23 protein-coding genes are annotated in these 24,581 nt (G+C 61.9%); 11 read left to right on the top strand and 12 right to left on the bottom strand.

The window, feature by feature from the left end:
- Window positions 1-5 precede the first annotated feature (5 nt).
- The 5 genes from treY to glmS form a co-directional block, all read right to left on the bottom strand.
- Complete coding sequence (treY, locus tag PJL15_RS08125) at window positions 6-2,318, bottom strand: malto-oligosyltrehalose synthase (protein WP_281450673.1); 2,313 nt, start codon at window positions 2,316-2,318, stop codon at window positions 6-8.
- Window positions 2,315-4,579, bottom strand: a complete 2,265-nt coding sequence (gene glgX, locus PJL15_RS08130) for a glycogen debranching protein GlgX (RefSeq protein ID WP_281450674.1) — start codon at window positions 4,577-4,579, stop codon at window positions 2,315-2,317. Before glgX ends, treY begins: the two co-directional genes overlap by 4 nt.
- Window positions 4,580-4,647: 68 nt before the next feature.
- Window positions 4,648-6,225 (bottom strand): NAD(P)H-hydrate dehydratase, encoded by a 1,578-nt coding sequence (locus PJL15_RS08135; RefSeq protein WP_281450675.1) that lies wholly within the window; start codon window positions 6,223-6,225, stop codon window positions 4,648-4,650.
- Between the two features lie 31 nt (window positions 6,226-6,256).
- On the bottom strand, window positions 6,257-6,604 hold the full coding sequence (locus PJL15_RS08140; protein WP_281450676.1) for a holo-ACP synthase: 348 nt from the start codon (window positions 6,602-6,604) through the stop codon (window positions 6,257-6,259).
- 4 nt (window positions 6,605-6,608) lie between these two features.
- Window positions 6,609-8,492 carry a glutamine--fructose-6-phosphate transaminase (isomerizing) gene (gene glmS, locus PJL15_RS08145; protein ID WP_281450677.1) on the bottom strand — a complete coding sequence of 628 codons (1,884 nt, stop codon included), beginning with the start codon at window positions 8,490-8,492 and terminating at the stop codon, window positions 6,609-6,611.
- Window positions 8,493-8,631: 139 nt separating this feature from the next.
- Here glmS and coaA point away from each other — a divergent pair, with 139 nt between their 5' ends.
- Together coaA and PJL15_RS08155 are read left to right on the top strand one after the other, a co-directional pair.
- The gene (gene coaA, locus PJL15_RS08150) at window positions 8,632-9,603 is read left to right on the top strand and encodes a type I pantothenate kinase (RefSeq protein ID WP_281450678.1); all 972 of its coding nucleotides are present in this window, start codon (window positions 8,632-8,634) and stop codon (window positions 9,601-9,603) included.
- A gap of 21 nt (window positions 9,604-9,624) precedes the next feature.
- Window positions 9,625-10,488, top strand: coding sequence for a M15 family metallopeptidase (locus PJL15_RS08155; RefSeq protein ID WP_281450771.1), 864 nt, complete (start codon window positions 9,625-9,627; stop codon window positions 10,486-10,488).
- Between the two features lie 8 nt (window positions 10,489-10,496).
- Here PJL15_RS08155 and glmM read toward each other — a convergent pair whose 3' ends face one another.
- The 3 genes from glmM to rplM form a co-directional block, all read right to left on the bottom strand.
- Entirely contained in the window at window positions 10,497-11,861 is a 1,365-nt protein-coding gene (glmM, locus tag PJL15_RS08160) for a phosphoglucosamine mutase (protein ID WP_281450679.1), read from the bottom strand.
- Between the two features lie 158 nt (window positions 11,862-12,019).
- Window positions 12,020-12,529: a 30S ribosomal protein S9 gene (gene rpsI, locus PJL15_RS08165; protein WP_018776652.1), complete on the bottom strand. Its 510-nt coding sequence runs from the start codon at window positions 12,527-12,529 to the stop codon at window positions 12,020-12,022.
- A gap of 38 nt (window positions 12,530-12,567) precedes the next feature.
- Window positions 12,568-13,011, bottom strand: coding sequence for a 50S ribosomal protein L13 (gene rplM, locus PJL15_RS08170; protein ID WP_011775554.1), 444 nt, complete (start codon window positions 13,009-13,011; stop codon window positions 12,568-12,570).
- A gap of 305 nt (window positions 13,012-13,316) precedes the next feature.
- Between rplM and PJL15_RS08175 the strand changes: the two genes are divergently transcribed.
- The 9 genes from PJL15_RS08175 (at window position 13,317) to PJL15_RS08215 (ending at window position 21,270) form a co-directional block, all read left to right on the top strand.
- Window positions 13,317-13,943 carry a prepilin peptidase gene (locus tag PJL15_RS08175; protein WP_432443809.1) on the top strand — a complete coding sequence of 209 codons (627 nt, stop codon included), beginning with the start codon at window positions 13,317-13,319 and terminating at the stop codon, window positions 13,941-13,943.
- 323 nt (window positions 13,944-14,266) lie between these two features.
- The gene (locus tag PJL15_RS08180; RefSeq protein WP_281450681.1) at window positions 14,267-14,455 is read left to right on the top strand and encodes a Flp family type IVb pilin; all 189 of its coding nucleotides are present in this window, start codon (window positions 14,267-14,269) and stop codon (window positions 14,453-14,455) included.
- A gap of 98 nt (window positions 14,456-14,553) precedes the next feature.
- Window positions 14,554-14,952: a TadE/TadG family type IV pilus assembly protein gene (locus PJL15_RS08185; RefSeq protein WP_348651481.1), complete on the top strand. Its 399-nt coding sequence runs from the start codon at window positions 14,554-14,556 to the stop codon at window positions 14,950-14,952.
- Complete coding sequence (locus PJL15_RS08190) at window positions 14,940-15,977, top strand: pilus assembly protein TadG-related protein (RefSeq protein ID WP_281450683.1); 1,038 nt, start codon at window positions 14,940-14,942, stop codon at window positions 15,975-15,977. The genes PJL15_RS08185 and PJL15_RS08190 overlap by 13 nt, the downstream gene beginning before the upstream one ends.
- Before the next feature lie 55 nt (window positions 15,978-16,032).
- Window positions 16,033-16,800: a Flp pilus assembly protein CpaB gene (cpaB, locus tag PJL15_RS08195; RefSeq protein ID WP_281450684.1), complete on the top strand. Its 768-nt coding sequence runs from the start codon at window positions 16,033-16,035 to the stop codon at window positions 16,798-16,800.
- On the top strand, window positions 16,797-17,996 hold the full coding sequence (locus tag PJL15_RS08200) for an AAA family ATPase (RefSeq protein ID WP_281450685.1): 1,200 nt from the start codon (window positions 16,797-16,799) through the stop codon (window positions 17,994-17,996). Before cpaB ends, PJL15_RS08200 begins: the two co-directional genes overlap by 4 nt.
- A gap of 119 nt (window positions 17,997-18,115) precedes the next feature.
- The gene (locus PJL15_RS08205; RefSeq protein WP_281450772.1) at window positions 18,116-19,435 is read left to right on the top strand and encodes a CpaF family protein; all 1,320 of its coding nucleotides are present in this window, start codon (window positions 18,116-18,118) and stop codon (window positions 19,433-19,435) included.
- A gap of 2 nt (window positions 19,436-19,437) precedes the next feature.
- Entirely contained in the window at window positions 19,438-20,379 is a 942-nt protein-coding gene (locus PJL15_RS08210; protein ID WP_281450686.1) for a type II secretion system F family protein, read from the top strand.
- A 12-nt stretch (window positions 20,380-20,391) separates the two neighbouring features.
- Window positions 20,392-21,270 (top strand): type II secretion system F family protein, encoded by an 879-nt coding sequence (locus PJL15_RS08215; protein ID WP_281450687.1) that lies wholly within the window; start codon window positions 20,392-20,394, stop codon window positions 21,268-21,270.
- A 140-nt stretch (window positions 21,271-21,410) separates the two neighbouring features.
- On the opposite strand, the gene truA is transcribed toward PJL15_RS08215, so the two are convergent.
- The 4 genes from truA to rpsK all read right to left on the bottom strand — a co-directional run bounded on the left by truA (window position 21,411) and on the right by rpsK (window position 24,530).
- On the bottom strand, window positions 21,411-22,301 hold the full coding sequence (gene truA / locus PJL15_RS08220) for a tRNA pseudouridine(38-40) synthase TruA (RefSeq protein ID WP_281450688.1): 891 nt from the start codon (window positions 22,299-22,301) through the stop codon (window positions 21,411-21,413).
- 32 nt (window positions 22,302-22,333) lie between these two features.
- Window positions 22,334-22,903, bottom strand: a complete 570-nt coding sequence (rplQ, locus tag PJL15_RS08225) for a 50S ribosomal protein L17 (protein WP_281450689.1) — start codon at window positions 22,901-22,903, stop codon at window positions 22,334-22,336.
- 66 nt (window positions 22,904-22,969) lie between these two features.
- A complete protein-coding gene (locus PJL15_RS08230; RefSeq protein WP_011775567.1) occupies window positions 22,970-23,980 on the bottom strand; it encodes a DNA-directed RNA polymerase subunit alpha in 1,011 nt (336 codons plus the stop codon).
- A 148-nt stretch (window positions 23,981-24,128) separates the two neighbouring features.
- On the bottom strand, window positions 24,129-24,530 hold the full coding sequence (gene rpsK / locus PJL15_RS08235; RefSeq protein WP_014922380.1) for a 30S ribosomal protein S11: 402 nt from the start codon (window positions 24,528-24,530) through the stop codon (window positions 24,129-24,131).
- Window positions 24,531-24,581: the final 51 nt, after the last annotated feature.

Raw genomic sequence — 24,581 nt, forward strand, 5'->3', positions numbered from 1 at the left:
TGGCGTCAGTCGGTGGGTACCAGCAATGCCACTGGGTACCGCTCCAGAAGTGTGCTTACGTGGACGGCCCCGGGTCCGTAACTGGCTCCGGTCAGTTCGTCCTTGCAGTTCACGGTGAGTTCGACGACGGTGTCCCGCCAGCCGCCGTCCCGGGCAAGGCGGCGCGGAAGACGAGTGGCAACGGTGAGCGCACCGCGCCTGCCTGCCCCACGGTCAAAGGCCACCACATGTGCAGCCGCAGCGCCCTGGGCTGCTACAGGCACGTAACCTTCAAACAGTTCGGGTCGGTCCCGACGCAACCTGAGCGCCCTGGACAGCACCAACAGCTTTGCTGATTCGTCCGTGAATGCTGGCGTGGCACCCTGGTCGAGCTCTGCCAAAGCCGCTTTGCGGGCCTTGAAGTCCACGGGCCGCCGGTTGTCCGGATCAGTCAAAGATCCGTCCCTGAACTCAGTACCTTGGTAAACGTCGGGAACACCGGGCATGGTGAGCTGGATCAACTTGGCCGACAGCGAGTTGGATGTCCCGTACGGCTCAAGCTCGGCCACGAAATTGGCCAGCGCGGCCGCTACCTCAGGAACATCGAACGCGGCGTCGACGGCGGCGGCCAGCTGCCGCTCAAACTCCGGATTCGGGTCGGTCCAGTTGGTTGAATTGCCGGCCTCCCGCGCTGCCTTCAGCGCATAGGACTGAAGCCGTCCCCGGTCTGCCGGCCAAGCACCCACGATCGACTGCCACACCAGTGCGGCCAAAGGTCCATCGGGAATCGGTGCAAGCTGCTGAACTGTCCCGAGGAACAGTTCCCACTCCGGCACGGCCTCGGAAATGACCGAGATCCGTGCCCTTGCGTCCTCGCTCCGCTTGGTGTCGTGCGTGCTGAGCGTCGTCATGGACAGCGGGAGGAGTTGCTGGCGCCGCGCCATCCGTTCATGGAAGACCTCGCCCGGGAGCGAGAACTCCGTGGGATCTGCGCCGACCTCAGTGAGCGAGCCCAGGCGGGTGTAGCGGAAGAACGCGGTGTCCTCCACGCCCTTGGCCATCACCATGCCCGACGTCTGTTGGAACCGTCGCGCCAAAGCACTGCCGGGATCGAGCAGGAGCGGCTGAAGTTTGCCAAGGACTGGCTCGAGTTCGGGGCGGTGACGCCCTGCCCGCTCAATGGCTTCCGTCAGGATCTTCCCGCCGTAGGGCAGGTACGTCCGGTAGATGGGGAACCAGCAAATGACCTCGGCCAGGGAGTCGGCCACCTTGGCGAACGGCAGCTCCAAGGAGGCTGGTACCAGGCGGGCAAGCCGCAGGATTTCCGATCGCAGGATGCCGTCAGCGATCCGGCGCTTGGTCCCGTGGATCATCTCAGCGTAATCGGCTGCCTTCTCCGCGTTCCGCAGCCGCGCATCCAGCGAGTTGAGGTACTCCTCCGCCGTGGGGTCCACAAACAGGCGGTCAACGTCCGCGAGGGCGTCGTACCCTGTTGTGCCTTCGCAGCTGAAAGTATCCGGAAGTTGCTCCCCAGGCTCGAGGATCTTCTCGACCAGCAGGTAAGCACCTCCGGTCGCCTCCCTAAGCCGGGCGAGGTAGCCTTCGGGGTCGGCGAGCCCATCGGGGTGGTCGATCCTGAGCCCGTCCACCAGGCCTTCGCGGAACCATCGAACAATCTCGGCATGCGACTCGTCAAAGACCCAGGGAATCTCCACCCGGATGCCCGCCAGAGTGTTCACGGCGAAGAACCGGCGGTAGTTCAGGTCCGCGTCTGCCCGTCGCCAACCGATCAACTCGTAGTTCTGGCGTGAGTGGACGTCCTTGGGGCTGTCGCCGGCCCCGTACGTTCCATCGGCCAACGGGAACCGGTGATCGTAGTAGTGCAGTTCGCCGTCCACGACCTTGAGTTCATCGAGGTCGTCGTCGCTGCCCAGCACCGGAATCCGGATCTTGCCGCCGCCAAAGTCCCAGTCGACGTCGAAGGCCTCGGCGTACTTGGACTCCCGGCCCTCCTTCAAGAGGCTCCACCACCAGGCGTTCTGCTTGGGCGAGGCGACGCCCATGTGGTTGGGCACGATGTCGGCAAGAATCCCCAAGCCGTTGTCCTTGGCCGCCTTGGACAAGGCGGCCAAGCCCTCGGGCCCTCCCCTGGATGGATCCACGGTGGAGGGGTCGGTCACGTCATAGCCGTGGTCCGAACCCTGCTCCGCGGTCAGGATCGGTGAGACGTACACCCAATCGATTCCCAGTGATTGCAAGTAGCCCGTGAGATCGGCAGCGTCCTGCAACGTGAAACCGGAACGGATCTGGAGACGGTAGGTGGAGACCGGCGTCCTCATGACTCCGATTCCTTCGCTTCGCCTTCAGCCTCGCCCTTGTAGTCGTACGGGAGCGACGTAACAGCCGGGGACGTGATCGACGCCGTTTCCGGTGTGCTCGTCTGGGTCAGTGCAGCAAGCGAGGCAGCAACCGAGTGGTCCGGTTCAATCTCGGGAGTGCTGTGGGCCCGCAGGACTACCAGCGACTTGCCGCCCACCGAGAGGATCTGGTCAGGCTTGATGACACCTGCTTCCGCCCCCTCGCCCGCAGTATCAATCATGACGTCCCAGGCCGGCGCGTATTCGTCGGAGGGAATCCGGAAGTCCACATCCTCCTGGTCCGCGTTGAAGTACAGGAGGAAGTTGACGTCGGTGATGCGCCTGCCTTGGTTGTCCCGGCCATGGATGCCGTCACCGTTCAGGAACACGCCCACCGAGCGGCCCAATGCCTCGTCCCAATCCGAGGGACTCATGGTGCTCGCGTCGGCGTCCAACCAAACGATGTCCGGGAGCCGCTCGCCCTCGCCTCGCAGCACGGGGCGGCCATCGAAGAACCGGCTGCGGCGCAAACTGGGGTGCTTGGCCCTCAGCGCGCTGACTGCGGCAGTGAATTCGATCAGCGGCTGGTCCACGTTGTCCCAGTTGATCCAGGTGAGTTCGGAATCCTGGCAGTAGCCGTTGTTGTTGCCGTTCTGGGTCCTGCCCAGTTCGTCACCGTGAAGGAGCATGGGAACGCCCTGGGAAAGGAACAGTGAGGCGATGAAGTTCCGCTGCTGGCGGGCGCGCAAGCCAAGAACAGTGGGGTCGTCCGTGGGGCCTTCGGCGCCGCAGTTCCACGAACGGTTGTGTGACTCGCCGTCGTTGTTGTCCTCGCCGTTGGCCTCGTTGTGCTTCTCGTTATAGGACACCAGGTCCGTGAGCGTGAAGCCATCGTGCGCGGTGACGAAGTTGATGGAGGCAAACGGCCGGCGGCCTGAATGCTCGTAGAGATCCGCGGAGCCTGTGAGGCGCGATGCGAATTCGCCCAGCGTGGACGGCTCGCCCCGCCAGAAGTCCCGAACGGTGTCCCGGTACTGGCCGTTCCATTCCGTCCACTGGGGCGGGAAGTTTCCAACCTGGTAACCGCCGGGACCGACGTCCCATGGTTCAGCGATGAGCTTCACCTGGGAAACCACCGGATCCTGCTGGATGAGTTCGAAGAAGGTGGAGAGTTTGTCCACATCGTAGAACTCGCGGGCCAGGGTGGAGGCGAGGTCGAAACGGAAGCCGTCGACGTGCATTTCGGTGACCCAGTAACGCAGGGAGTCCATCAGCAGCTGCAGGGAGTGAGGGCTGCGGACGTTGAGCGAGTTACCGGTGCCGGTGTAGTCCATGTAGTACTTCTGGTCGTCTTCCACCAGCCGGTAATACGCGGAGTTGTCAATGCCCTTGAAGGACAACGTGGGACCGAGGTGGTTGCCTTCGGCCGTGTGGTTGTACACAACGTCCAGGATTACTTCGATTCCTGCTGTGTGCAGCGCGCGGACCATGGCTTTAAAGTCCTGGACCTGCTGCCCGGTGTCGCCCTTGGAGCTGTAGCTGTTGTGGGGCGCGAAGAAGCCGATGGTGTTGTAGCCCCAGTAATTGTTCAGGCCCTTGTCCTGCAGGATGCCGTCATTGACGAACTGGTGCACCGGCATCAATTCGATCGCCGTAATCCCGAGTTTCTGCAGGTGCGAGATGACCGCTGGGTGTGCCACGCCGGCGTAGGTGCCGCGCTGCTCTTCGGGTACTTCCGGGTGCAGCTGGGTAAGACCCTTGACGTGGGCTTCGTAAATCACCGACTTGTGGTACGGAATCTTCAGGAGTTTGTCGCCGTCCCAGTCGAAGAACGGGTTGATGACGACGCCCAGCATCATGTGTGATGCCGAGTCCTCGTCATTGCGTGAATCAGGGTCTCCAAGGTTGTAGGAGAACAGGGACGGGTCCCAATCGATCTGCCGGTGGATGGCCTTGGCGTAAGGGTCCAACAGCAGCTTGTTGGCGTTGAAGCGCTGACCGGCGTCGGGGTCGTAAGGACCATGTACCCGGTACCCGTATTTCTGCCCCGGCTGCACTTGCGGCAGGTAGCAGTGCCACACGTAACCATCAACCTCGATAACGTCTACGCGGACTTCCCCGCCGTCGTCGTCAAAGAGACACAATTCCACTTTTTCGGCCTTCTCGCTAAACAGCGCGAAGTTGGTGCCGGTGCCGTCAAAGGTGGCACCCAGCGGATAAGCCGATCCAGGCCAGACTTCCATGCGTTCTCCTCTTGATGATGCGAACAACTGTTGCAAGCCTACTCATGACCCCGACAACGACAGTATCCTTACGGTCTTGTTCGGTCGTATTCCGCGCTGAGCGAACCAATAACGCGCGGAACGGCCTCGGCGATGGCCGAGGCTGTAATGGGGCCACCATCAAAATCCATCGACGCCAGGGCTCCGGCCCTTGCGTGGACGCTCGCCGCCGCGGCCGCCACGGCCGCCCAGCGGTCCTCGGGGTCCAGGCCCAAGGCGGCGTACGCGCCGTCGTCGTCGGCTATTTCCTCTGCCGCCTGTGCGAGCAGTGCGCCCAGGACTCCGGCCAGGACATCGCCGCTGCCGGCGGTCGCCATCCAAGGGGTGCCTTCTGACTGGCTGAAAACAATTCCCGACGGCGACGCCACCAGTGTGGTGGCACCCTTCAGGAGCACCGTGGCTCCGGTCTGCTGGGCGGCCTGCCGTACGAAGTGCAGGGGCCGGGATTCGACGTCGGCTCGGGTCACCGCCACTTCACCCGTGGAAGGAAGCGAATCCAGCAACGCTGCAAGTTCGCCGGCATGCGGGGTGAGGATCCAATGGGGCGGGCAACGATCAGGAAGGATGCTCAGCGCCCCGGCGTCAACCACCACCGGAAGGCCATCACGGAGGGCACCGTCGCTGGCAGCTCCTGCCCGGTGCAGCTGCTCTTCCCCATCAACGCCTGGACCCATGACCCATGCCTGCACTCGGCCCGGGTCCTGCGTCTCCCACAAGGCTTCCGGGGTACGGGTGAGGACCATTCGCGCCGCGGATTCGGGGCCCAGGTAGCGAACCATGCCCACTCCGGTGAGGGCTGCCGCATGCACACTCAAAACGGCGGCACCGGCAAAGCGGGATGAGCCTGCGACGATTCCGAGGACACCGCGGGAGTATTTGTGGGCACGCCTGACCGGATGCGGCAGCAAAGCGCCCAGGTCCCGCGCGCTGAGGCGGCGTAGCTCAGGTGCCTGATGGTGCAGTGCGGATTCGATACCGATCTGCACGAGTTCCACGCGCCCCGCACAGCCCTCGCCCGGGTCCGTCAGGAGCCCTGCCTTGAAACCACCGAACGTGACCGTGACATCGACCTCCAGCACAGGCCAATGGACTTCTCCGGTGCCCGCGTCCAGCCCACTGGGAACATCACACGCCACCACCAGCCGCGGCCCCAGTTCCTGGAGGGCGGCAACCAGTTCTGCAGAGGCCTCGCGCAATCCGCCGCGGGCCCCTGTGCCCAGCAAGGCATCGATGATCACGTCTTCACCGGCGCACAGGACCGCGAGTTCTTCCGCGTTGGAAGGACCCAGCTGCAGTACCTGCCCGCCGGCGGCCTTAAAGCCGGCCAGCGCCTCCGCATGCACGGCGTCCGCGGCGAGTACCGCCGTCGTACGCATTCCACGCCTGGCAAGGTGAGCCGCCGCGTAGAGGCCATCACCGCCATTGTTGCCCTTGCCGGCGAGGACCGTGACGCTTGCTCCGGCCAGCCGGCGTCGTTTCTTAACTTCACGGATTACAGCCTGGGCAAGCCCATAGGCTGCCCGCTGCATAAGGACAGCGCCCTCACCGGCGTCGAGGAGCGGTTGTTCCGCATCCCTGATCTGTTGTCCGGTGAAGGCGCTGATCATTTCTTATGTGTCCGTGGGCCCAGGTGTCCGTTTAGCCTTCGGCGAGAACAGTCGCCGTGGCGATGCCGCCGTCGTGGCTCATGGACAAGTGCCACCGCTTGACGCCCTTGGCCTCGGCCACGGCAAGCACCGTGCCCTTGACCTGAACGGTCGGACCGCTCTGGTCCAGGCCGATCCAGCAATCCTGCCAGTTCATGCCGGCTGGTGCGCCCAAGACCTTGGCCACGGCTTCCTTGGCGGCGAATCGGGCAGCCAGGGACCGCGTGTTAAGTTCACGCTCGGCAGGCACGAACAGGCGATCCCTCAGTCCGGGAGTCCGTTCCAGCTGCCGACCAAACCGCTCAATGTCTACGACGTCTACGCCAATGCCAACAATCATGCGGCTATTCTACGGTCACGCTCTTGGCAAGGTTACGCGGCTGGTCGACGTCGTAACCCTTCGCCCCGGCCAGCTCTGCAGCAAAGATCTGCAACGGAACTGTGGTGAGCAGCGGCATGAGCAGCGTAGGCGTCTCCGGAACGTAGAACACGTGCTCTGCGTAATCCTTGACCGACTCGTCGCCCTCTTCAGCGATGACCAGGGTACGTGCACCACGTGCGCGCACTTCCTGGATGTTGCTGACCACCTTGGAGTGCAGGGAGTCACGGCCACGCGGGGACGGCACGACGACGAAGACCGGCTGGCCGTCGTCGATCAGGGCGATCGGGCCGTGCTTGAGCTCGCCGGCGGCGAAGCCTTCAGCGTGGATGTAGGCGATTTCCTTGAGCTTCAGGGCACCTTCGAGAGCCACCGGGTAGCCAACGTGGCGGCCCAGGAACAGCACGGACTTCTCGTCCTTCATGCTGCGGGCCAGCTCGCGCAGGGGTCCGGCGTTGTCGAGGATGCTCTGGATCTTGGCCGGGATCTTGTTGAGGTCCGCGAGGACATCCTTGATCTGGCCGGAGAAGATGTTGCCGCGAAGCTGTGCCAGGTAAAGGCCCAGGAGGTAGGCGGCGGTAATCTGCGCGAGGAACGCCTTGGTGGAGGCCACAGCGATTTCCGGACCGGCGTGCGTGTACAGCACGGCATCGGATTCACGCGGAATGGTTGAACCGTTGGTGTTGCAGATGGAGATGGTCTTGGCGCCCTGTTCGCGGGCGTAGCGGACGGCCATGAGGGTGTCCATGGTTTCGCCGGACTGGCTGATGGAGACCACCAGCGTGTTGGAGTCGACGATCGGGTCCCGGTAGCGGAACTCGTGGGCAAGCTCCACCTCGGTGGGAATGCGGCACCAGTTCTCGATTGCGTACTTGGCCACCAAGCCCGCGTAGGCCGCGGTACCGCAAGCCAGGACGATGATCTTGTCCACCTGTTTGAGGAGCTCAGGGTCAATACGGAGTTCGTCCAGGGTCAGCTTGCCGTTGAGGTCCGAGCGGCCCAGGAGGGTCTGCGCCACGGCGTCGGGCTGGTCGTTGATTTCCTTCTCCATGAAGGAGCTGAAACCACCCTTTTCAGCCGAAGCCGGGTCCCAGTCAACGTGGTATTCCTTGCCCTCGGCGGGTGCGCCGAAGAAGTCGGTGATCTCCACGGTGTCCGCGGTGATGGTGACGATCTGGTCCTGGCCCAGCTCCACAGCGCGGCGCGTGTAGTCGATGAAGCCGGAGACGTCCGAGCCGAGGAAGTTCTCGCCGTCGCCCAGTCCCACTACCAGCGGGGAGTTGCGGCGGGCTGCCACGACGACGTCGGGCTGGTCGGCGTGCACGGCCAGGAGGGTGAAGGCACCCTCAAGGCGCTGGCAGGCCAGGCGCATCGCTTCGGTGAGGCTGCCGCCGTCGCCGTTGAGCTGGTTGCGGAAGATGTCTCCCAGAAGCGCGGCAGCAACTTCGGTGTCGGTTTCGGATTCGAACGTGACACCCTTGGCGAGCAGTTCCTGACGGAGCTCAGCGAAGTTCTCGATGATGCCGTTGTGAATGACGGCCAACCGTCCACCATCGGAAAGGTGCGGGTGGGCGTTACGGTCGGTGGGTCCACCGTGCGTGGCCCAACGGGTGTGGCCAATGCCTGTGAGGGACTTGGGAACGGGATGCGCTTCCAGTTCCTCGATCAGGTTGCTCAGCTTGCCGGACTTTTTACGGGATGAGATGGCCCCATCAGCCACTACTGCGACGCCGGCGGAGTCATAGCCGCGGTACTCCAGACGGCGCAGCCCTTCCACCACGACGTCAAGGGCGCTGTAACCAGCTGCCTCGCGAGACGAATTGCCAACATAGCCTACGATTCCACACATGGGTACAAGCCTAGCGGCTACCGCAAACAACTGACGTGGGACATCCCATTTCCTCCTGCCGTTTCAGGCTGGGCAGGCACCCACATTTCACCCTCCGGCCACCGCGCATTTCCTGATCAGCCGCGCGGAGGGCAGAATCATGAGCGTGACTTTGCAACGCACCGAAGCTAATGGCGACGGCGCTTCCCCGTTTGTTGAACTGGACCGCCAGACCTGGTCCAGGCTCGCAGCGCAGATGGAGCAGCCCCTCAACGAAGAGGACATTTTCCGTCTGCGCGGGCTCGGCGATCCCCTGGACATGAAGGAAGTACGGGAGGTTTATCTCCCCTTGTCCCGGCTCCTCCACCTGTATGTGGAGGCCTCCCACCAGCTCCACGCCGCCACCACCACCTTCCTGGGAGAGCAAACCCAGCGCACTCCCTTCGTGATCGGTGTGGCCGGCTCCGTGGCGGTGGGCAAGTCCACCATCGCCCGCGTTCTCCGGGAGATGCTTCGTCGCTGGCCCGGGACTCCCAACGTTGAGCTCATCACGACGGACGGTTTCCTCTACCCGCTCGCTGAGCTCAAGCGCCGGCACCTTCTTGAGCGCAAGGGTTTCCCGGAGTCTTATGACCGGCGTGGACTTCTTCGCTTCGTTTCGGAGGTCAAAGGCGGGGCCGAGGAAGTCAGGGCTCCGTGGTACTCGCACGTTACCTACGACATCGTTCCAGGCAAGGAAGTGGTGGTGCGGCGTCCGGATGTCCTGATCGTCGAAGGCTTGAACGTGCTGGCTCCGGCACGCCCCAGGATGGACGGCAAGCAAGGCCTGGCCGTCAGTGACTTCTTCGACTTCTCCATCTATGTCGACGCCAAGACCTCCTACATTGAGGAGTGGTACGTAGACCGCTTCCGGAAGCTCCGCAGCACCGCTTTCGCCCAGCCCGAGTCCTACTTCCACCGATACGCCACGCTCTCCGACGACGACGCCGAGTCCACCGCGCGGGGTATCTGGAAGCGCATCAACGAGCCCAACCTCAAGGAAAACGTTCTGCCCACCCGTGGCCGGGCACAGCTGGTGCTCACCAAAGACGCGGACCACTCCATCCGGCGCATGCTGCTAAGGAAGGTCTAGTTGGCCGTCGATAAGACCCCAATGCCCAGCCGGCGCGCTTTCGCCGGGCTGCTTACAGCCGGGGCGGGCCTGGCTGCGCTCACGGCATGCACACCGCAGGAAGGGACCCCCTCCCCTGCTGCTGCGGGGGTGCCCGCTGAGGGTACGCCGTCTGCGGCCGCCTCTCCGTCAGCCACCTCAAGCACTGCCACCGCGTCAGCTACGCCGCCGGCCGCCGTCGAGCCAACCACCGAGCCGACCGTCGCCAGCCCCAGCCAAGCCCCTTCCAGCACGCTGAAGACCCAACACTCCCTGACAGATCCCACCAGTCCTTGGGTGATCGTCAACAAGCACAGGCCGTTGAACCCCCAGGACTACGTGCCTGCGGACCTGGCACAGCCGGGCGTCCGCCTCGCCGTCAGCGGCGAAGCAGCGTTATTGAACAGCACGACGGCGGCTGCCGCAGAAAAGATGTTCGGCGCAGCGGCAGCGGAGGGCGTCATCATGACGTTGGCTTCGGGCTACCGTTCCTACGCAACCCAGGTGTCCACCTACAACGGTTATGTTGCCAGCACCGGGCAGGCCGCGGCCGACCGCGCTTCCGCCCGTCCAGGCCACTCCGAGCACCAAACGGGCTGGTCTTTCGACATTGGCGATGGCGGCGGAGCCTGCAGCTTCCAGCCGTGTTTTGCCGAGCAACCTGCAGCTATCTGGGCCAAGGCCAACGCCCACAAGTACGGCTTCGTCGTCCGGTACCCCTGGATGTTCCATGAAACCACGGGTTACTACTACGAGTCCTGGCACTTGCGGTACATCGGGGTGGATGCCGCGGTGGACATGACCACCCGCGGCATCGCTACCCTCGAAGAATACTTCGGGCTTGAGGCAGCACCGGACTACCTCTAAGTCCGTTCCTATACGGCCATTTCGCTGGAGGCGCCCAAGCGCTCCTTGACCACAGCGGCGAGGTCGGTGCAAATACGCTCGGCAGTTTCCATGTCTGCGGCCTCCACCATCACGCGAACCAGCGCCTCGGTGCCCGAGGGGCGCAGAAGCACCCGGCCGGTTTCGCCGAGTTCCAGCTCAGCTGCGGCCACGGCAGCGGCCACACCTTCATCCGTAGCAGCGCGGGCCTTGTCGACGCCCTTGACGTTGATCATGAGCTGCGGGAGTTTGGTCATCGCACCGGCGAGGTCCTGCAGGGTGCGGCCAGTGAGGGCCACCTGCGCTGCAAGCTGGAGGCCGGTCAGGACACCATCGCCCGTGGTTGCGTAATCGGAGAAGATCACGTGGCCGGACTGTTCCCCGCCAAGGTTGTAACCGCCGTCGCGCATTTCCTCCAACACGTAACGGTCACCAACACCGGTTTCGCGGATGGTGATGCCGGCGTCGCGAAGCGCGATCTTCAGGCCGAGGTTGCTCATGACTGTGGCCACCAGGATGTCGTCCTTGAGCTTGCCGGCCTCTTTGAGTGCCAGTGCCAGGATCGCCATGATCTGGTCACCGTCCACTTCGTTGCCTTCGTGGTCGACGGCCAGGCAGCGGTCAGCGTCGCCGTCGTGAGCCACGCCGAGGTCTGCGCCGTGCTTGACCACGGCTTCCTTCAGCGGACCCAGGTGGGTTGAACCCACGCCTTCGTTGATGTTGAGTCCGTCGGGCTCGGCTCCAATGACAACCACATCAGCCCCGGCGTCCTTGAACACCTGGGGCGAGCAGCCACTGGCGGCACCGTGGGCGCAGTCAAGCACTACCTTCAGGCCGTCCAGGCGCTTCGGAAGCGTACCGAGGAGGTGGACGATGTAGCGGTCCTCTGCGTCCGAGAAGCGCTGGATGCGTCCGACGTCGGCGCCTACAGGGCGCTGCGGTTCCTTGCCCAGCTGTGCTTCGATCGCGTCCTCGACGTCATCGGGCAGCTTCTGGCCGCCGCGGGCGAAGAACTTGATTCCGTTGTCCGGCGCAGGGTTGTGGGAGGCGGAAAGCATGACGCCGAAGTCGGCGTCGAGGTCGGCCACCAGGTAAGCCGCTGCGGGGGTGGGCAGGACGCCGGCGTCGTAGACGTCGATGCCTGAGCTCGAAAGCCCGGCTTCGACGGCCGCAGCGAGGAATTCACCGCTGGCTCTGGGGTCCCTGGCAACCACGGCGCGGGGCCGCTTTCCGTCCGTTGCGCGGTCATGGCCGAGTACGACGGCGGCCGCCTGCGCGAGCTGCATAGCCAGTTCGGCGGTGAGTAATCCGTTCGCGAGACCGCGCACGCCATCTGTTCCAAATAATCTAGACATCGGGTCAAGTTTAGACGACGCCACGGCACCACCTGTTCATTGGGCCATCGAACGGTGCCGTAACTACTCATGCCGGCGTGCCCGTTAACGACGGAAGCCCGCCCCACCGAAACGGCGGAACGGGCTTCCGATACCCCTCTGAAATGGGGCGAAGCGAATTAACGCTTGGAGTACTGCTGAGCCTTGCGGGCCTTCTTGAGACCGGCCTTCTTACGCTCGATGACGCGGGCGTCACGGCTCAAGTAACCGGCCTTCTTCAGGGTTGCGCGGTTGTTGTCGACGTCGATCTCGTTCAGCGAGCGAGCAACACCGAGGCGCAGGGCACCGGCCTGGCCGGAGATGCCACCGCCGTGGATACGGGCGATGACGTCGTAGGCGCCTTCAAGATCAAGGATCTTGAAGGGCTCGTTGACGTCCTGCTGGTGCAGCTTGTTCGGGAAGTAGTTGTCCAGCGTGCGGCCGTTGATGGTCCACTTGCCGGAACCCGGAACAACGCGAACGCGTGCAACGGCTTCCTTGCGGCGGCCAACAGCTGCACCGGCAACGGTCAGTGCCGGGCGCTCCTTCTTGGGAGCATCTTCAGCAGCGGCGCTGCTTTCAGACGTGTAGCTGGTGAGGGTTTCCTCAGCCTCGACGGCTTCGGCGGTCAGTTCTTCGTTCTGAGCCACGGTTCTCCTTGTAATGAAAAGTTGGTTGGTGGCCAGGACTACTGGGCGACCTGGGTGATTTCGAAAGTCTTAGGCTGCTGTGCAGCGTGGGGGTGCTCAGGGCCTGCGTAGACCTTGAGCTTGCCCAGCTGCTGTGCTGCCAGGGAGTTCTTGGGGAGCATGCCCTTGATGGCCTTCTCAACAGCGCGAACCGGGTTGGATTCCAACAGTTCGGCGTAGTTGACGGAGGTCAGGCCGCCCGGGTAACCGGAGTGGCGGTATGCGCGCTTCTGCTCCAGCTTGGCGCCGGTGAGGGCAACCTTTTCAGCGTTGATGATGATGACGAAGTCGCCCATGTCCATGTGGGACGCAAAGGTCGGCTTGTGCTTTCCGCGCAGCAGTGTTGCGGTCTGGCTGGCAAGACGACCAAGGACAACGTCGGTGGCGTCAATGACGTGCCACTGGCGGTTGATATCGCCGGGCTTCGGGGTGTACGTACGCACGGTTTTGCCTCGTTCTTGTTCTGGCGTTCATGTTTTAGGCGACACGCAGTGAGGCGTGTACCTACTATGTATGCGCTACCGGAGCAGAGGTGAGGGCTCTATGTACCAGTCATCCCAAGATCTCGAAATGCCCATGGAGTTAGCGATCCTGCAACTGGATCCCCCTGTAGGCATGTGTCATCGAGATAGGACACGCACAACGACTCTAAACAATACCCGTTACGGGGCTTCCGGGTCAAAATGGGGTTAGACCGCCCGGGGGTACCTGTGTTAATGAGGGAGAGCACGTGACTGACGGACTTGCCATGCCGCTCATCCTGGCGCTTGCCGGCCTCCTCCTGAGCCCTGCCGCGGAGTTCGTGATCGCGCGCACCCTTCCGCGACTCGGCGGCCTCCCCTCCCTTAGGGTACGGATCACGACGGCGGCGGTCACCGCGCTGCTGTTTGGCTTGCTCGCGTGGCGGTTCGGAATGGCCGCAGAATTGCCGGCATTTCTTTTATTGGCACTTCTTGGGGTGCAGCTTTCACGTATTGATTTCACATTCCATTTGCTGCCGAACCCGCTTGTTTTGCTCTTGTTGGGCGGGGGCTTGGCTCTCCTTTTGGCGTCCGCTGCTCTCGCTCCAGGGTGGCCCGAGATGCTCCGCGCCTTGGCTGGAGGGCTCATACTCTTCGTTGGCTACCTGATTTTGGGACTTATTTCGCCGGGAGCCCTCGGAATGGGCGACGTGAAGCTCGCCGCACCCCTTGGAATGTACTTGGGCTACTTGGGTTGGCAGCAAGTACTCTTCGGCGGCTTGCTGGGATTCGTGGTGGGCGGGGTGCTGACGGTGCTCATGCTGCGCCTGCGTTCGGCGGAAAAGCCCGCAGAAACAGCCCACGGGCCTGCAATGGTCATCGCAACCCTGGGCATCATCCTCGCCCTGAACTGAGCCGGTCCGAGTACGTGCTTATCGCCGCTTGACGGCGCTCCCCAATCAATAAGGCTCCTGCTGGAACCAAGTAGTTTCCAGCTGTCCGCGCCCCGGAACTGAGTACTTCGCACCCATGCGCCCACCCGGCAAGTATTGGCTGCCCGAATAAATCGAGTACGGCTACGCATTGTGGCTTTTGGTGTGACTGGGCAATTCTTGTGTCATCGAATTCGGAACGGGCAAAAGCGATAACAGCCCTTCGAGCTCGGACAAGTCAGTACACCTCAGCAATATCCAATCTATTTTTCCAAAACATATTCATTTCTGGGAAGGATTTTCCAATGTCTGCTTTCATGATCAACACCATTGCTTTCATCGCCGGCGTCAAGGACCGCTTCACCAAGGAAGAGAAGGGCGCGACGATGGTTGAATACGGCCTGATGGTCGCGGCCATCGCAGTCGTGGTCGGTGCTGCCGCCGTGATTCTCGGCGGTAAGGTCGCCACTCTTTTCGGTGGCCTCCTCCCTTAGCTCGGGCATCGTGACGCGGTTGGTCGCGGCTGCCATCTGGCAACCACGACCAACCCGTTGCTTTAAGAGCACACTCTGTTGGGATCTGGGACCGGGAGATGGACGTGAAATCCAAGACGAATGAGCGTGGCGCAGCAGCCGTGGAATTGGCGATTATCCTTCCATTATTGCTGCTGATCCTGTTCGGCATCATCGAATTTGGGCGTGCCTACAATGTCCAGGTTTCGCTGACGCAGGCCGCGCGTGAAGGAGCCCGCTATGCAGCGGTGCACTATCAGGATGGCAGTTTGAACGTTTCCGGAGCGGCATTATCTGCGGCGCCGGCACTGGATGGCTTGGGCGTGACCGTCACCAACAATGCTTCAAGTTGCGCTCCTGGGTCCAGCGTAAAAGTCACCACCAGCGTTACCCTGCCATCGATGACCGGTTTCCTGGATGGAATTGGCCTCTTTCCTCTCAACCTGTCGGGAGTGGCGGTGATGAGATGCGGTGGCTGAGCAACGCCGGGCAGCGCATCCGTCAGGCTTGCACGCGCAAAGGCGATGAACGCGGCGCTTCCACGGTCATCGTCGCAGTCCTCATGGTGGTTCTGTTGGGATTTGCTGCTTTGGCAGTGGACGTCGGGGCGATCTATGCGGAGAAGGCGCAACTGCAGAACGGTGCCGATGCTGCGGCACTGGCCATCGCAACCGACTGTGCTGGAGGCAGTTGTGGAAGCAGCACTTCCACGGGAAACCAGTTCGCCAACAACAATGCCAACGACAACACCAGCGGCGCTGTCGTCACCTTTCCCGCAGCCACCACCGTGCGGGTCGTGACCAACGCAAGGGACACTGCCGGGCAAAACAGCCTCTCGCTGTTCTTCGCACAGTCCATGGGCTTCGACACTGCGTCGGTTGACGCTTCCGCCGAAGCCTCGTGGGGTGCTCCGTCATCAGCGACGACCCTGCCCTGGACCGTCAGTGAGTGCGTTTTCAAGAAGTACCTGTCTCCGGCCCAGCTGGCCTCGCTGAACTCCACAGGTAACTTTTCCGGCGATCCCATCCCCACTCACGTGACGCTTCGTTATGACACGAATGCACCCGCAGTTGGCGGATGCGTTGCGCAAAATGGCTACCAACCCGGCGGCTTTGGCTGGCTGGAAACCACGTCAGCATGCTCAACGGACATCAACATCGGCGCAGTGGTGCAGGGCCAGCCTGGTAACCATTTTCCCAATGCTGCCACCTGCAACACGGTGCTTGCGCACATTATGGACGAACCCGCATTAATTCCACTGTTCAAGACGGCCGCCCAAAACGGAAACAAGACCAAGTACACGCTTGTCGGTTTCGCAGCATTTCAGGTCACTGGATACAAATTCGACGGCGGTCAGCAGCTTGACCCCGCCGCGCCTGCCTGCAACAACAACTGCAGGGCCCTACAGGGATATTTCTCCCGTTTCGTGTCACTCGAAGAAGGTTCCCAAGTCTCCGGTGGCATTCCCAACTATGGAGCGTCGGTGGTCACGCTCACCAAATAGGCACTCGATGAGCGCCTCGCCACCAATCTCACGAGAACTCGAAGGGAGTTACAAAGTGAAAACACGCCTACTGGGAGGCATTGCCGCATTGCTGTTGGCAGTCACAGGCATCGTTCTACTGGTCACCTACGTACAGGGAGCAGACAAACGGGCACAGCAAGGGCTTGATCCCGTCAGTGTACTTGTCGTCAAGGAACGCATTCCTGCCGGCACCAAGGCAGAGGACATCCAGTCCAAGCTCAAAACCGAAACTTTGCCTCAGTCCGCCGTGGCACCGGGAACCATCAACACCCTCACCGATCAAAAGGGCAAGGTGACCTCAGCTGATCTTCAGCCGGGTGAACAGCTTCTGGGGGTAAAGCTGGTCAGTCCCAAAGAGCTGGTCCCGGGAACTGTTCCGGTACCGGAGGGTTTGCAGGAAGCCACTTTCGTCCTTGCCCCTGAGCGCATGCTCGGAGGCCGGGTCGAGGCCGGCGACACAGTGACTGTCTTCGCATCGTTCAAACTCGACGATGCTGTGCAGGCAGGAGCCAACGTGCCGGCCGGTTTGACCGGATGGAAGGATTTCACTGAGCTCCTTTACCACGACGTTCTGGTCACGGCGGTCCAGCAGGCTGCCCCCGATGCCGAAAAGTCGGCCGGAAGTGAAAAGGCAGTAGCGCTTCCCAACGGGTCGGCCTACGTCACCGTGGCACTAAGCGACGCCAACGCAGCCAAGATGGTCTTTGGCGCAGAATTTGGCACCCTCTGGCTCTCCAAGCAGACAGAGAAAACCGTCAAGAGCGATCCACCGACAACCACGTTCGGAGGGCTGGTCCAATGAGCCGCTTCGTAGCCATCACTGCAGTACGTGATTTCGAGACCCGTGTACGCCAGGCAATCACTGGGGCTTTGCACGGTGACCTTCAAACATTGCCACCCGCAGTCCTCCAAACCGGGACCGACGAAATCTTCAAGCAACTCACGGGGGCACCTCCCGAGGTCATGATTCTCGGCCCAGGAGTCAATCCCGAGGACGCCTTCAAGCTGGCCACGGTGCTCGACCTTCAGTACCCGGAAATCAGCCTTCTCATGGTGGCCGACCCGACTGCCGACGTTGTGCTCAAAGCCATGCATGCAGGTGTCAGGGATGTTGTGGCACCTGAGGCAGACGTGAACGAGCTCCGGGTGCTTCTGGAGCGCGCGTGCTTGGCCGCAGCAAGCCGGCGGCGAGGAATGCAGCCTGCCGCCGAATCCGGGCAGGAGCGGGGACGGATCATAGCGGTGATGTCACCCAAGGGCGGAGTTGGCAAGACCACTGTTGCCACCAACCTGGCCATCGGGCTGGGAAACATCGCACCGATGAGCGTGGTGATCGTGGATCTGGACCTGCAGTTCGGGGACGTCGCTTCAGGTCTGCTGCTTGAACCGGAGCACTCCATCACGGAAGCTGTGCATGGGGCTGCGGCCCAGGACTCCATGGTCCTTAAAGCGTTTTTGACCGTCCACCCGGCCGGGATCTATGCCCTCTGCGCACCTCAGAGGCCTTCTGACTCGGACTACATCACTGCCGAACACGTCACCCGTCTGCTCAACCAGCTGGCCACGGAGTTCAAGTATGTCGTTGTAGATACTGCACCCGGTCTCGGCGAACACTGCCTGGCAACCTTGGAGTTGGCCACCGACGGCGTCTGGGTCTGCGGGATGGATGTCCCGAGTATCAGGGGTCTGCGCAAGTGTTTCAGCGTCCTGAAAGAACTCCAGCTTCTGCCACAGGGCCGCCACACGGTGCTGAACTTTGCGGACCGAAAGAGTGGACTCTCTGTCCAGGATGTTGAAGCCACCATCGGAGTGCCTGTGGACACCGTCATACCGCGATCCAGAACGCTCCCTTATTCAACCAATCGCGGCATTCCAGTGCTGCAGGGAACGGCCAGGGATTCGGCTCTGAAAGGCCTGAAGAAGCTGGTCCAGCGCTTCGACCCCCGCCTGGAATCCACTCCCCAGAACAAGCTGCACCGGAGGGTGGTGGTGTCATGAAACTCTCGGAGAGGCTTTCGAAAAACAATCCGCTTTCCACGATTGCCCCGGGTGATTCGCAGCCGCCGGCAGTGGTCGACGGGGCCGACTGGGCCGGCCGCCCTTCGACTTCAACTCCGATGTTGGGGGGTGCCCCAACGGCCCCGGCCGTGGATGCATTGGCGGGACTCAAGAAACGTGCCGCAGCTTCCCTTTTTGAACGCATAGGAAGCCGCTTGGGCGACACTTCATCTTCGGAAGAAGACCTCCGCTCCTTCGCCGTGGAGGAACTTTCAGCGGTTATCGACGACGAGCAAGTACCCCTTACACCGGAGGAACGGCGTCGACTCATCCGGGAGATCTCCGACGAAGTGATGGGCTACGGCCCTCTTCAGAGGCTGTTGGAGGACCCCTCAGTGACGGAAGTCATGGTGAACAGGTTCGATCAGATCTACGTGGAGCGTCACGGTCATCTGGCTCTCACTGAACTCCAGTTCAGCTCGGATGATCATCTGAGGAAGGTCATCGAACGAATCGTTTCCAAGGTTGGACGCCGCATCGATGAATCTTCGCCGTTGGTGGACGCCAGGCTGGAAGACGGATCCCGTGTCAACGCGATCATCCCTCCCTTGGCGGTCAACGGACCCTCCCTGACCATCAGGAAGTTCAGCCATGTTCCGTTGACTGTTCGCAACCTGATCGACTGGGGATCGATGAGCCCGGAGATGGCAGAGCTGCTGAGTGCGTGCGTCCGGGCCCGGCTCAATGTCATCGTCTCTGGTGGCACAGGCACCGGCAAGACCACGCTGCTCAATGTGCTGTCATCCTTCATCCCCGAATCGGACCGTATCGTCACCATCGAGGACGCGGTAGAACTGCAGCTGCAGCAGCGACATGTGGTCCGGTTGGAGAGCCGGCCACCGAACATCGAAGGCAAGGGTGCCATCACCATTCGAGACCTGGTTCGGAACTCCCTTCGTATGCGTCCGGACCGGATCATCGTGGGCGAGGTTCGCGGGGGTGAGTCCCTGGACATGCTTCAGGCCATGAACACCGGCCACGATGGATCGCTGTCCACCGTGCATGCCAACTCTCCCCGCGACGCGATCGCCCGTCTGGAGACGCTGGTGCTCATGGCCGGTATGGACCTTCCGCTCCGGGCGATCCGCGAACAAGCGTCATCGGCAGTGGATCTCATTGTTCAGGTCACCCGCCTGCGCGATGGAAGTCGCCGTATTACCCACGTCACTGAGGTGCAGGGCATGGAAGGAGACGTCGTGACCTTGCAGGATGTCTTCCTCTTCGACTACTCGGCCGGTTTGGACGCTCAAGGCCGGTTCTTGGGCAAGGCCATCCCGACCGGCATTCGCCCTCGTTTCCTGGACCGGTTCGCTGAACTTGGGATCCAGGTATCGCCCGCGGCCTTCGGCGTCGCCCCGATGCCCACAGGGAGGCGGTAACAGTGGAATCACCAGGATTGTTTATCTTCGCCGTCGCTCTATGCGTGGTTGCTCTCTTCATTCTGGTCGTGATTGTCCTGAAACCGCGCCGCGACAGTATTCCCCTTGAGCGGCGGCGCCTGGAAACTTCAAACGACAGTTCAGCCGTAGGCCTGGTCTCCGAGACCGCCGTACGCTTCATGGACACGGCCTTGGGACGCTCGGGCGGACCGTTCAATCGGGAGGTTCTTTACCTCGCCGGAGTCAATCAGGCTCCGGCAGACTTCATGGTCATGGTTGTTGCCTGTGCAGTAGTGACAGCAGTTCTGGGCAGCCTCATCGTCAACGTCTTCGTGGGTATCCTCTTGGCGCTATCGGTGCCGTTCCTGGCGAAATTCGTGCTGGTTACCAAAACGCAGAAACGGCGCGCCAAATTCGAGGGACAACTGACCGACACCATTCAGATGTTGATCGGCGGCCTTCGGGTGGGACACGGCATCATGAGGTCCATGCAAGCCGCGGGCCAGGAATCCCAGGCTCCGACATCAGAAGAACTAAGCCGCATCGTCAACGAAGTAAGGGTCGGCAAAGACGCACGTCAGGCTATCGAGGACTGCGCTGCGCGGATGGACAGCGAAGATTTCCGTTGGATTGGCCAAGCCATCCAGATCAACCGTGAAGTGGGCGGTGACCTGGCCGAGGTTTTGGAGCAGGTTGAAGGAACCATCCGTGAACGCAGCGAGATCAAGGGGCACGTGCGTGCTTTGAGCGCTGAAGGAAAGATCTCAGCCGTGGTTCTTATGATTCTCCCTGTGGCAGTAGGGATCTTCATGTCAGTGCTAAACCCCGGGTACCTGAAACTCTTCACCGGCCACCCTCTTGGGATTGCCCTGATAGTTCTCAGCGTGATCCTGTTCGCCGTCGGAGGCTTCTGGATGAGCCGCACCGTAAAGATCAAGTTCTAGGAGACAAGGCTCATGACTCCCTTTGCATGGCTGATTATCGCCCTTATCATTCTTCCACTAGCCTATTTTGCCTGGTCGTTGCTCAGCATTGACCGGAAGGGCATTGTTGCCATTCAGGGCAACCTCGGTTCCGGCTTCACGCAAAGTGGCGGTGTGAGTCTTCGGCGCCCACCGCTGCTTCTGGGTGTTGCCAGGAAGCTGACTCCTGGAAGCTACGAGGCCAAGCTGGACCATTGGCTTGCCCTGGCTGGGCGCCCGATGTCGATGCCCCTGCCTAAGCTCATGTCTCTGAAGCCCGCCTTGGCGCTGGCCGGAGCATTCGGCGGCGTTTTCCTGTTTCTCCTCAGCCCCGGGCCGGCAATGGTCGGGCTCGGACTCTTCCTGACCATCTTTCTGTACTTCCTTCCCGATCTCTTGATTTACAACACAGGGATCAAACGGCAGGAGGCCATCAAACTTGAGTTCCCGAACACCCTCGATCAAATGCTGATTTCGGTTGAGGCCGGCCTCGGGTTCGAATCGGCGATGGAACGGGCGGCCGTACAAGGAGCCGGTCCCCTGCCCCAGGAACTGATGCGCACGCTCCAAGACATCCAGGTGGGACGCCCCCGGCAGGAGTCCTATGAAGCCCTGGCCGAACGATGCGCCGTTCCGGACATCCGTAGTTTCGTCCTTGCAGTGATCCAAGCCGACAAATACGGGATCGGCATCGCCAACGTGCTTCGAGCACAGGCCAAGAAAGCACGCGTCAGGCGACGGCAGAGCGCCGAAGAGCGGGCGATGAAGCTCCCCGTCAAGGTGCTCTTTCCCTTGCTGTTCTGCATCTTCCCGGTGCTGTTCATAGTCCTTCTGGGTCCCGCGGCCATCAGGATCATCCAGGCTTTTGGCTGATCCTGCCCTCGGGAAATAGACCGGCACTTCGCGGATCCCAGACCACGGAGTGCCACAACGGCCCCCTTCCGGTACCCAGAGCCGGGAGGGGGTCCTCCAACGTCCGGGGCACATCGTCCCGGTACAACAGGACAGGAAAGCTACTCCCGCCGCGCCCGCGTCAGTTCAGCCCTGGCAAGCAGCTCGCTGTCCGACGGGTAGGCCACTTCTTCCAGGACCAACGGATGAGGCGCAGCCAGCACGGACTTGGCATCGCGCTTTCGTTCCAGCAGCCGCTCATGCAGCCACTCAGGAGTTTCAAGCCCCTCCCCCACCCGCAGGGCCGAACCAACCAGCGAGCGAACCATGTTGTGGCAGAAAGCGTCAGCCTGAACGGTAGCTACGATGACGCCATCGATCCCCCGGCTAAACGAGAATTTCTGCAGCTCACGGATGGTGGTGGCACCTTCCCGCGGTTTGCAGTAAGACCGGAAATCCTGCAGTCCCAAAAGGGCCGCGGCTCCCTGGTTCATCAAGGAAACATCCAAGGACGCCTTGTGCCACAGCGTGATGCCACGGAGCACCGGGTCCCACCTTCCCGGACCGTCGGCAATCCGGTAACTGTACCTGCGCCACAACGCCGAGAAGCGAGCATCAAAACCCTCCGGCGCCAGACCGGCGTCGTGCACTTCGACTGCACCGGTGAGGTCGCCGAGGATGCGGCTCAAGGCTCCGCGGAGGCGCCGCAAAAGGGCGACGGCGGGATCAAGTTCGTGGCCACGCGGCAGTGAGAGCCACTCGGCTTCGGTGACGTCAAGATGGACCACCTGGCCGCGGGCGTGAACGCCGGCATCGGTCCGGCCGGCAACAGTAACGCGGACGGGTCGTTGCAACAACAGCGCCAGTGCCTCTTCCAAGGAACCCTGCACGGTACGCAGCCCGGGCTGCAACGCCCAGCCGTTGAATGGTCCGCCGTCGTAGGAAAGATCAAGCCGGACACGCAAAAACCCGCCGCCCCCCAAAACGGGGGCAGCGGGTTTTCGTTCGTTCATAGACTTAAGTCTACTGTGAAGAATTCAGTGAATTACTTCTTGTCCTCAGCGGCCGGAGCCTCTTCGGTCTCAGCAACTTCAGCGTCAGCAGCTTCGGCTTCAGCGGCCGGAGCCTCTTCGGTTTCAGCAGCCTCTGCCTCGACGGCAGGAGCCTCTTCGGTCTCAACGACCTCTTCCTCGGCAGCCGGAGCAGCCTTGGCAGCAGCAGAGGTTGCTTCAGCAACGACGGCCTGCTTCGCAGAAACCGGCTCGAGGACGAGCTCGATGACAGCCATGGGAGCGTTGTCGCCCTTGCGGTTGCCGATCTTGGTGATGCGGGTGTAGCCACCATCGCGGTTGGCAACGGCGCCGGCGATGTCGGTGAACAGCTCGTGGACAACGCCCTTGTCGCTGATCAGGCCGAGAACGCGGCGGCGGGAAGCGAGGTCGCCACGCTTGGCGAAGGTGACCAGACGCTCTGCGTACGGCTTGAGGCGCTTGGCCTTGGTGACCGTGGTGGTGATGCGCTTGTGCTCAAAAAGAGCAGCTGCCAGGTTCGCGAGCATCAGGCGCTCGTGAGCCGGGCCGCCTCCGAGGCGCGGACCCTTAGTGGGGGTAGGCATAGTTATTTCTCCTGTTATGTGAGCCGGTCAGGTCCATTGCTGGACCTGACGGCCAAGATCTGCTGTTTAGAGCTCGTCGTCGCTGAACGCGGCGTCGTCCTCTTCGATGGCTGCGGCGCGGGCTGCGAGATCGAAACCGGGAGGGGAGTCCTTGAGGGACAGACCCAGTTCCACGAGCTTTGCCTTGACCTCGTCGATGGACTTCGCACCGAAGTTACGGATGTCCATCAGGTCAGCCTCGGAGCGGGCAACGAGTTCACCCACGGTGTGGATGCCCTCACGCTTGAGGCAGTTGTAGGAACGGACCGTTAGGTCCAGATCCTCGATCGGCAGAGCCATGTCCGCTGCCAGGGCAGCGTCCGTCGGCGACGGGCCAATCTCGATACCTTCAGCTGCGGTGTTCAGCTCACGGGCCAGACCGAACAGTTCCACCAGGGTGGTGCCTGCGGAAGCAACGGCATCGCGCGGGGCGATGGCCTGCTTGGTCTCGACGTCGACAATGAGCTTGTCGAAGTCGGTGCGCTGCTCAACACGGGTAGCTTCCACGCGGAAAGTTACCTTCATGACCGGCGAGTAGATCGAGTCGACCGGAATACGGCCGATCTCGGAGTCGCCGGACTTGTTCTGAGCTGCCGAAACGTAGCCACGGCCGCGCTCGATGGTCAGTTCGAGTTCGAACTTGCCCTTCGAGTTCAGAGTGGCAATGTGCAGATCCGGGTTGTGGAATTCGACGCCGGCCGGCGGAGCAATGTCCGCGGCGGTGACGACTCCGGGGCCCTGCTTGCGCAGGTAAGCAACAACCGGCTCATCGTGCTCGGAGGAAACCGAAAGGTTCTTGATGTTCAGGATGATCTCGGTGACATCTTCCTTGACACCCGGAACCGTGGTGAACTCGTGCAGCACGCCATCGATCCGGATGCTGGTTACAGCGGCACCGGGGATGGAGGAGAGCAGGGTACGGCGGAGGGAGTTTCCGAGGGTGTAACCGAAGCCCGGCTCCAGCGGTTCAATGATGAAACGGGAGCGGTTCTCGGATACAACTTCTTCAGACAGGGTGGGGCGCTGTGCAATGAGCACTTAGGTTTCCTTTCGGCGAGCATCCGCTATATGACGCAACACAGGTGGTGGAAATCGGCTTCGGTTTCCAGCCTGACCAGCCGGGCCATGCTGATGGACGGAAAAACCATCCATAGCAGGCCCGGCCGGTCAGGCAGGGAAGACCTAATTAGACGCGGCGACGCTTCGGGGGGCGGCAACCGTTGTGGGCGCTGGGGGTGACATCCTGGATGGAGCCAACCTCGAGGCCAGCGGCCTGAAGCGAACGGATTGCGGTTTCGCGTCCCGAGCCCGGGCCCTTGACGAATACGTCAACCTTGCGCAGACCGTGCTCCTGAGCGCGCTTTGCAGCAGCTTCGGCAGCCATCTGGGCAGCGAACGGGGTGGACTTACGCGAGCCCTTGAAGCCAACCTCACCGGCGGAAGCCCATGAGATAACAGCACCGTTCGGGTCCGTGATGGACACGATGGTGTTGTTAAAGGTGCTCTTGATGTGCGCCTGGCCAAGCGCAATATTCTTCTTATCCTTGCGACGCGGCTTACGAACCGCTCCACGAGTCTTCGGGGGCATTGTTTCTCCTACAGAAAGTTATCGGGGGAAAACCAGGTCAATCCCGAGGGA

Source organism: Paenarthrobacter nitroguajacolicus (genome assembly GCF_029952445.1).
Taxonomy (GTDB): domain Bacteria; phylum Actinomycetota; class Actinomycetes; order Actinomycetales; family Micrococcaceae; genus Arthrobacter; species Arthrobacter nitroguajacolicus_B.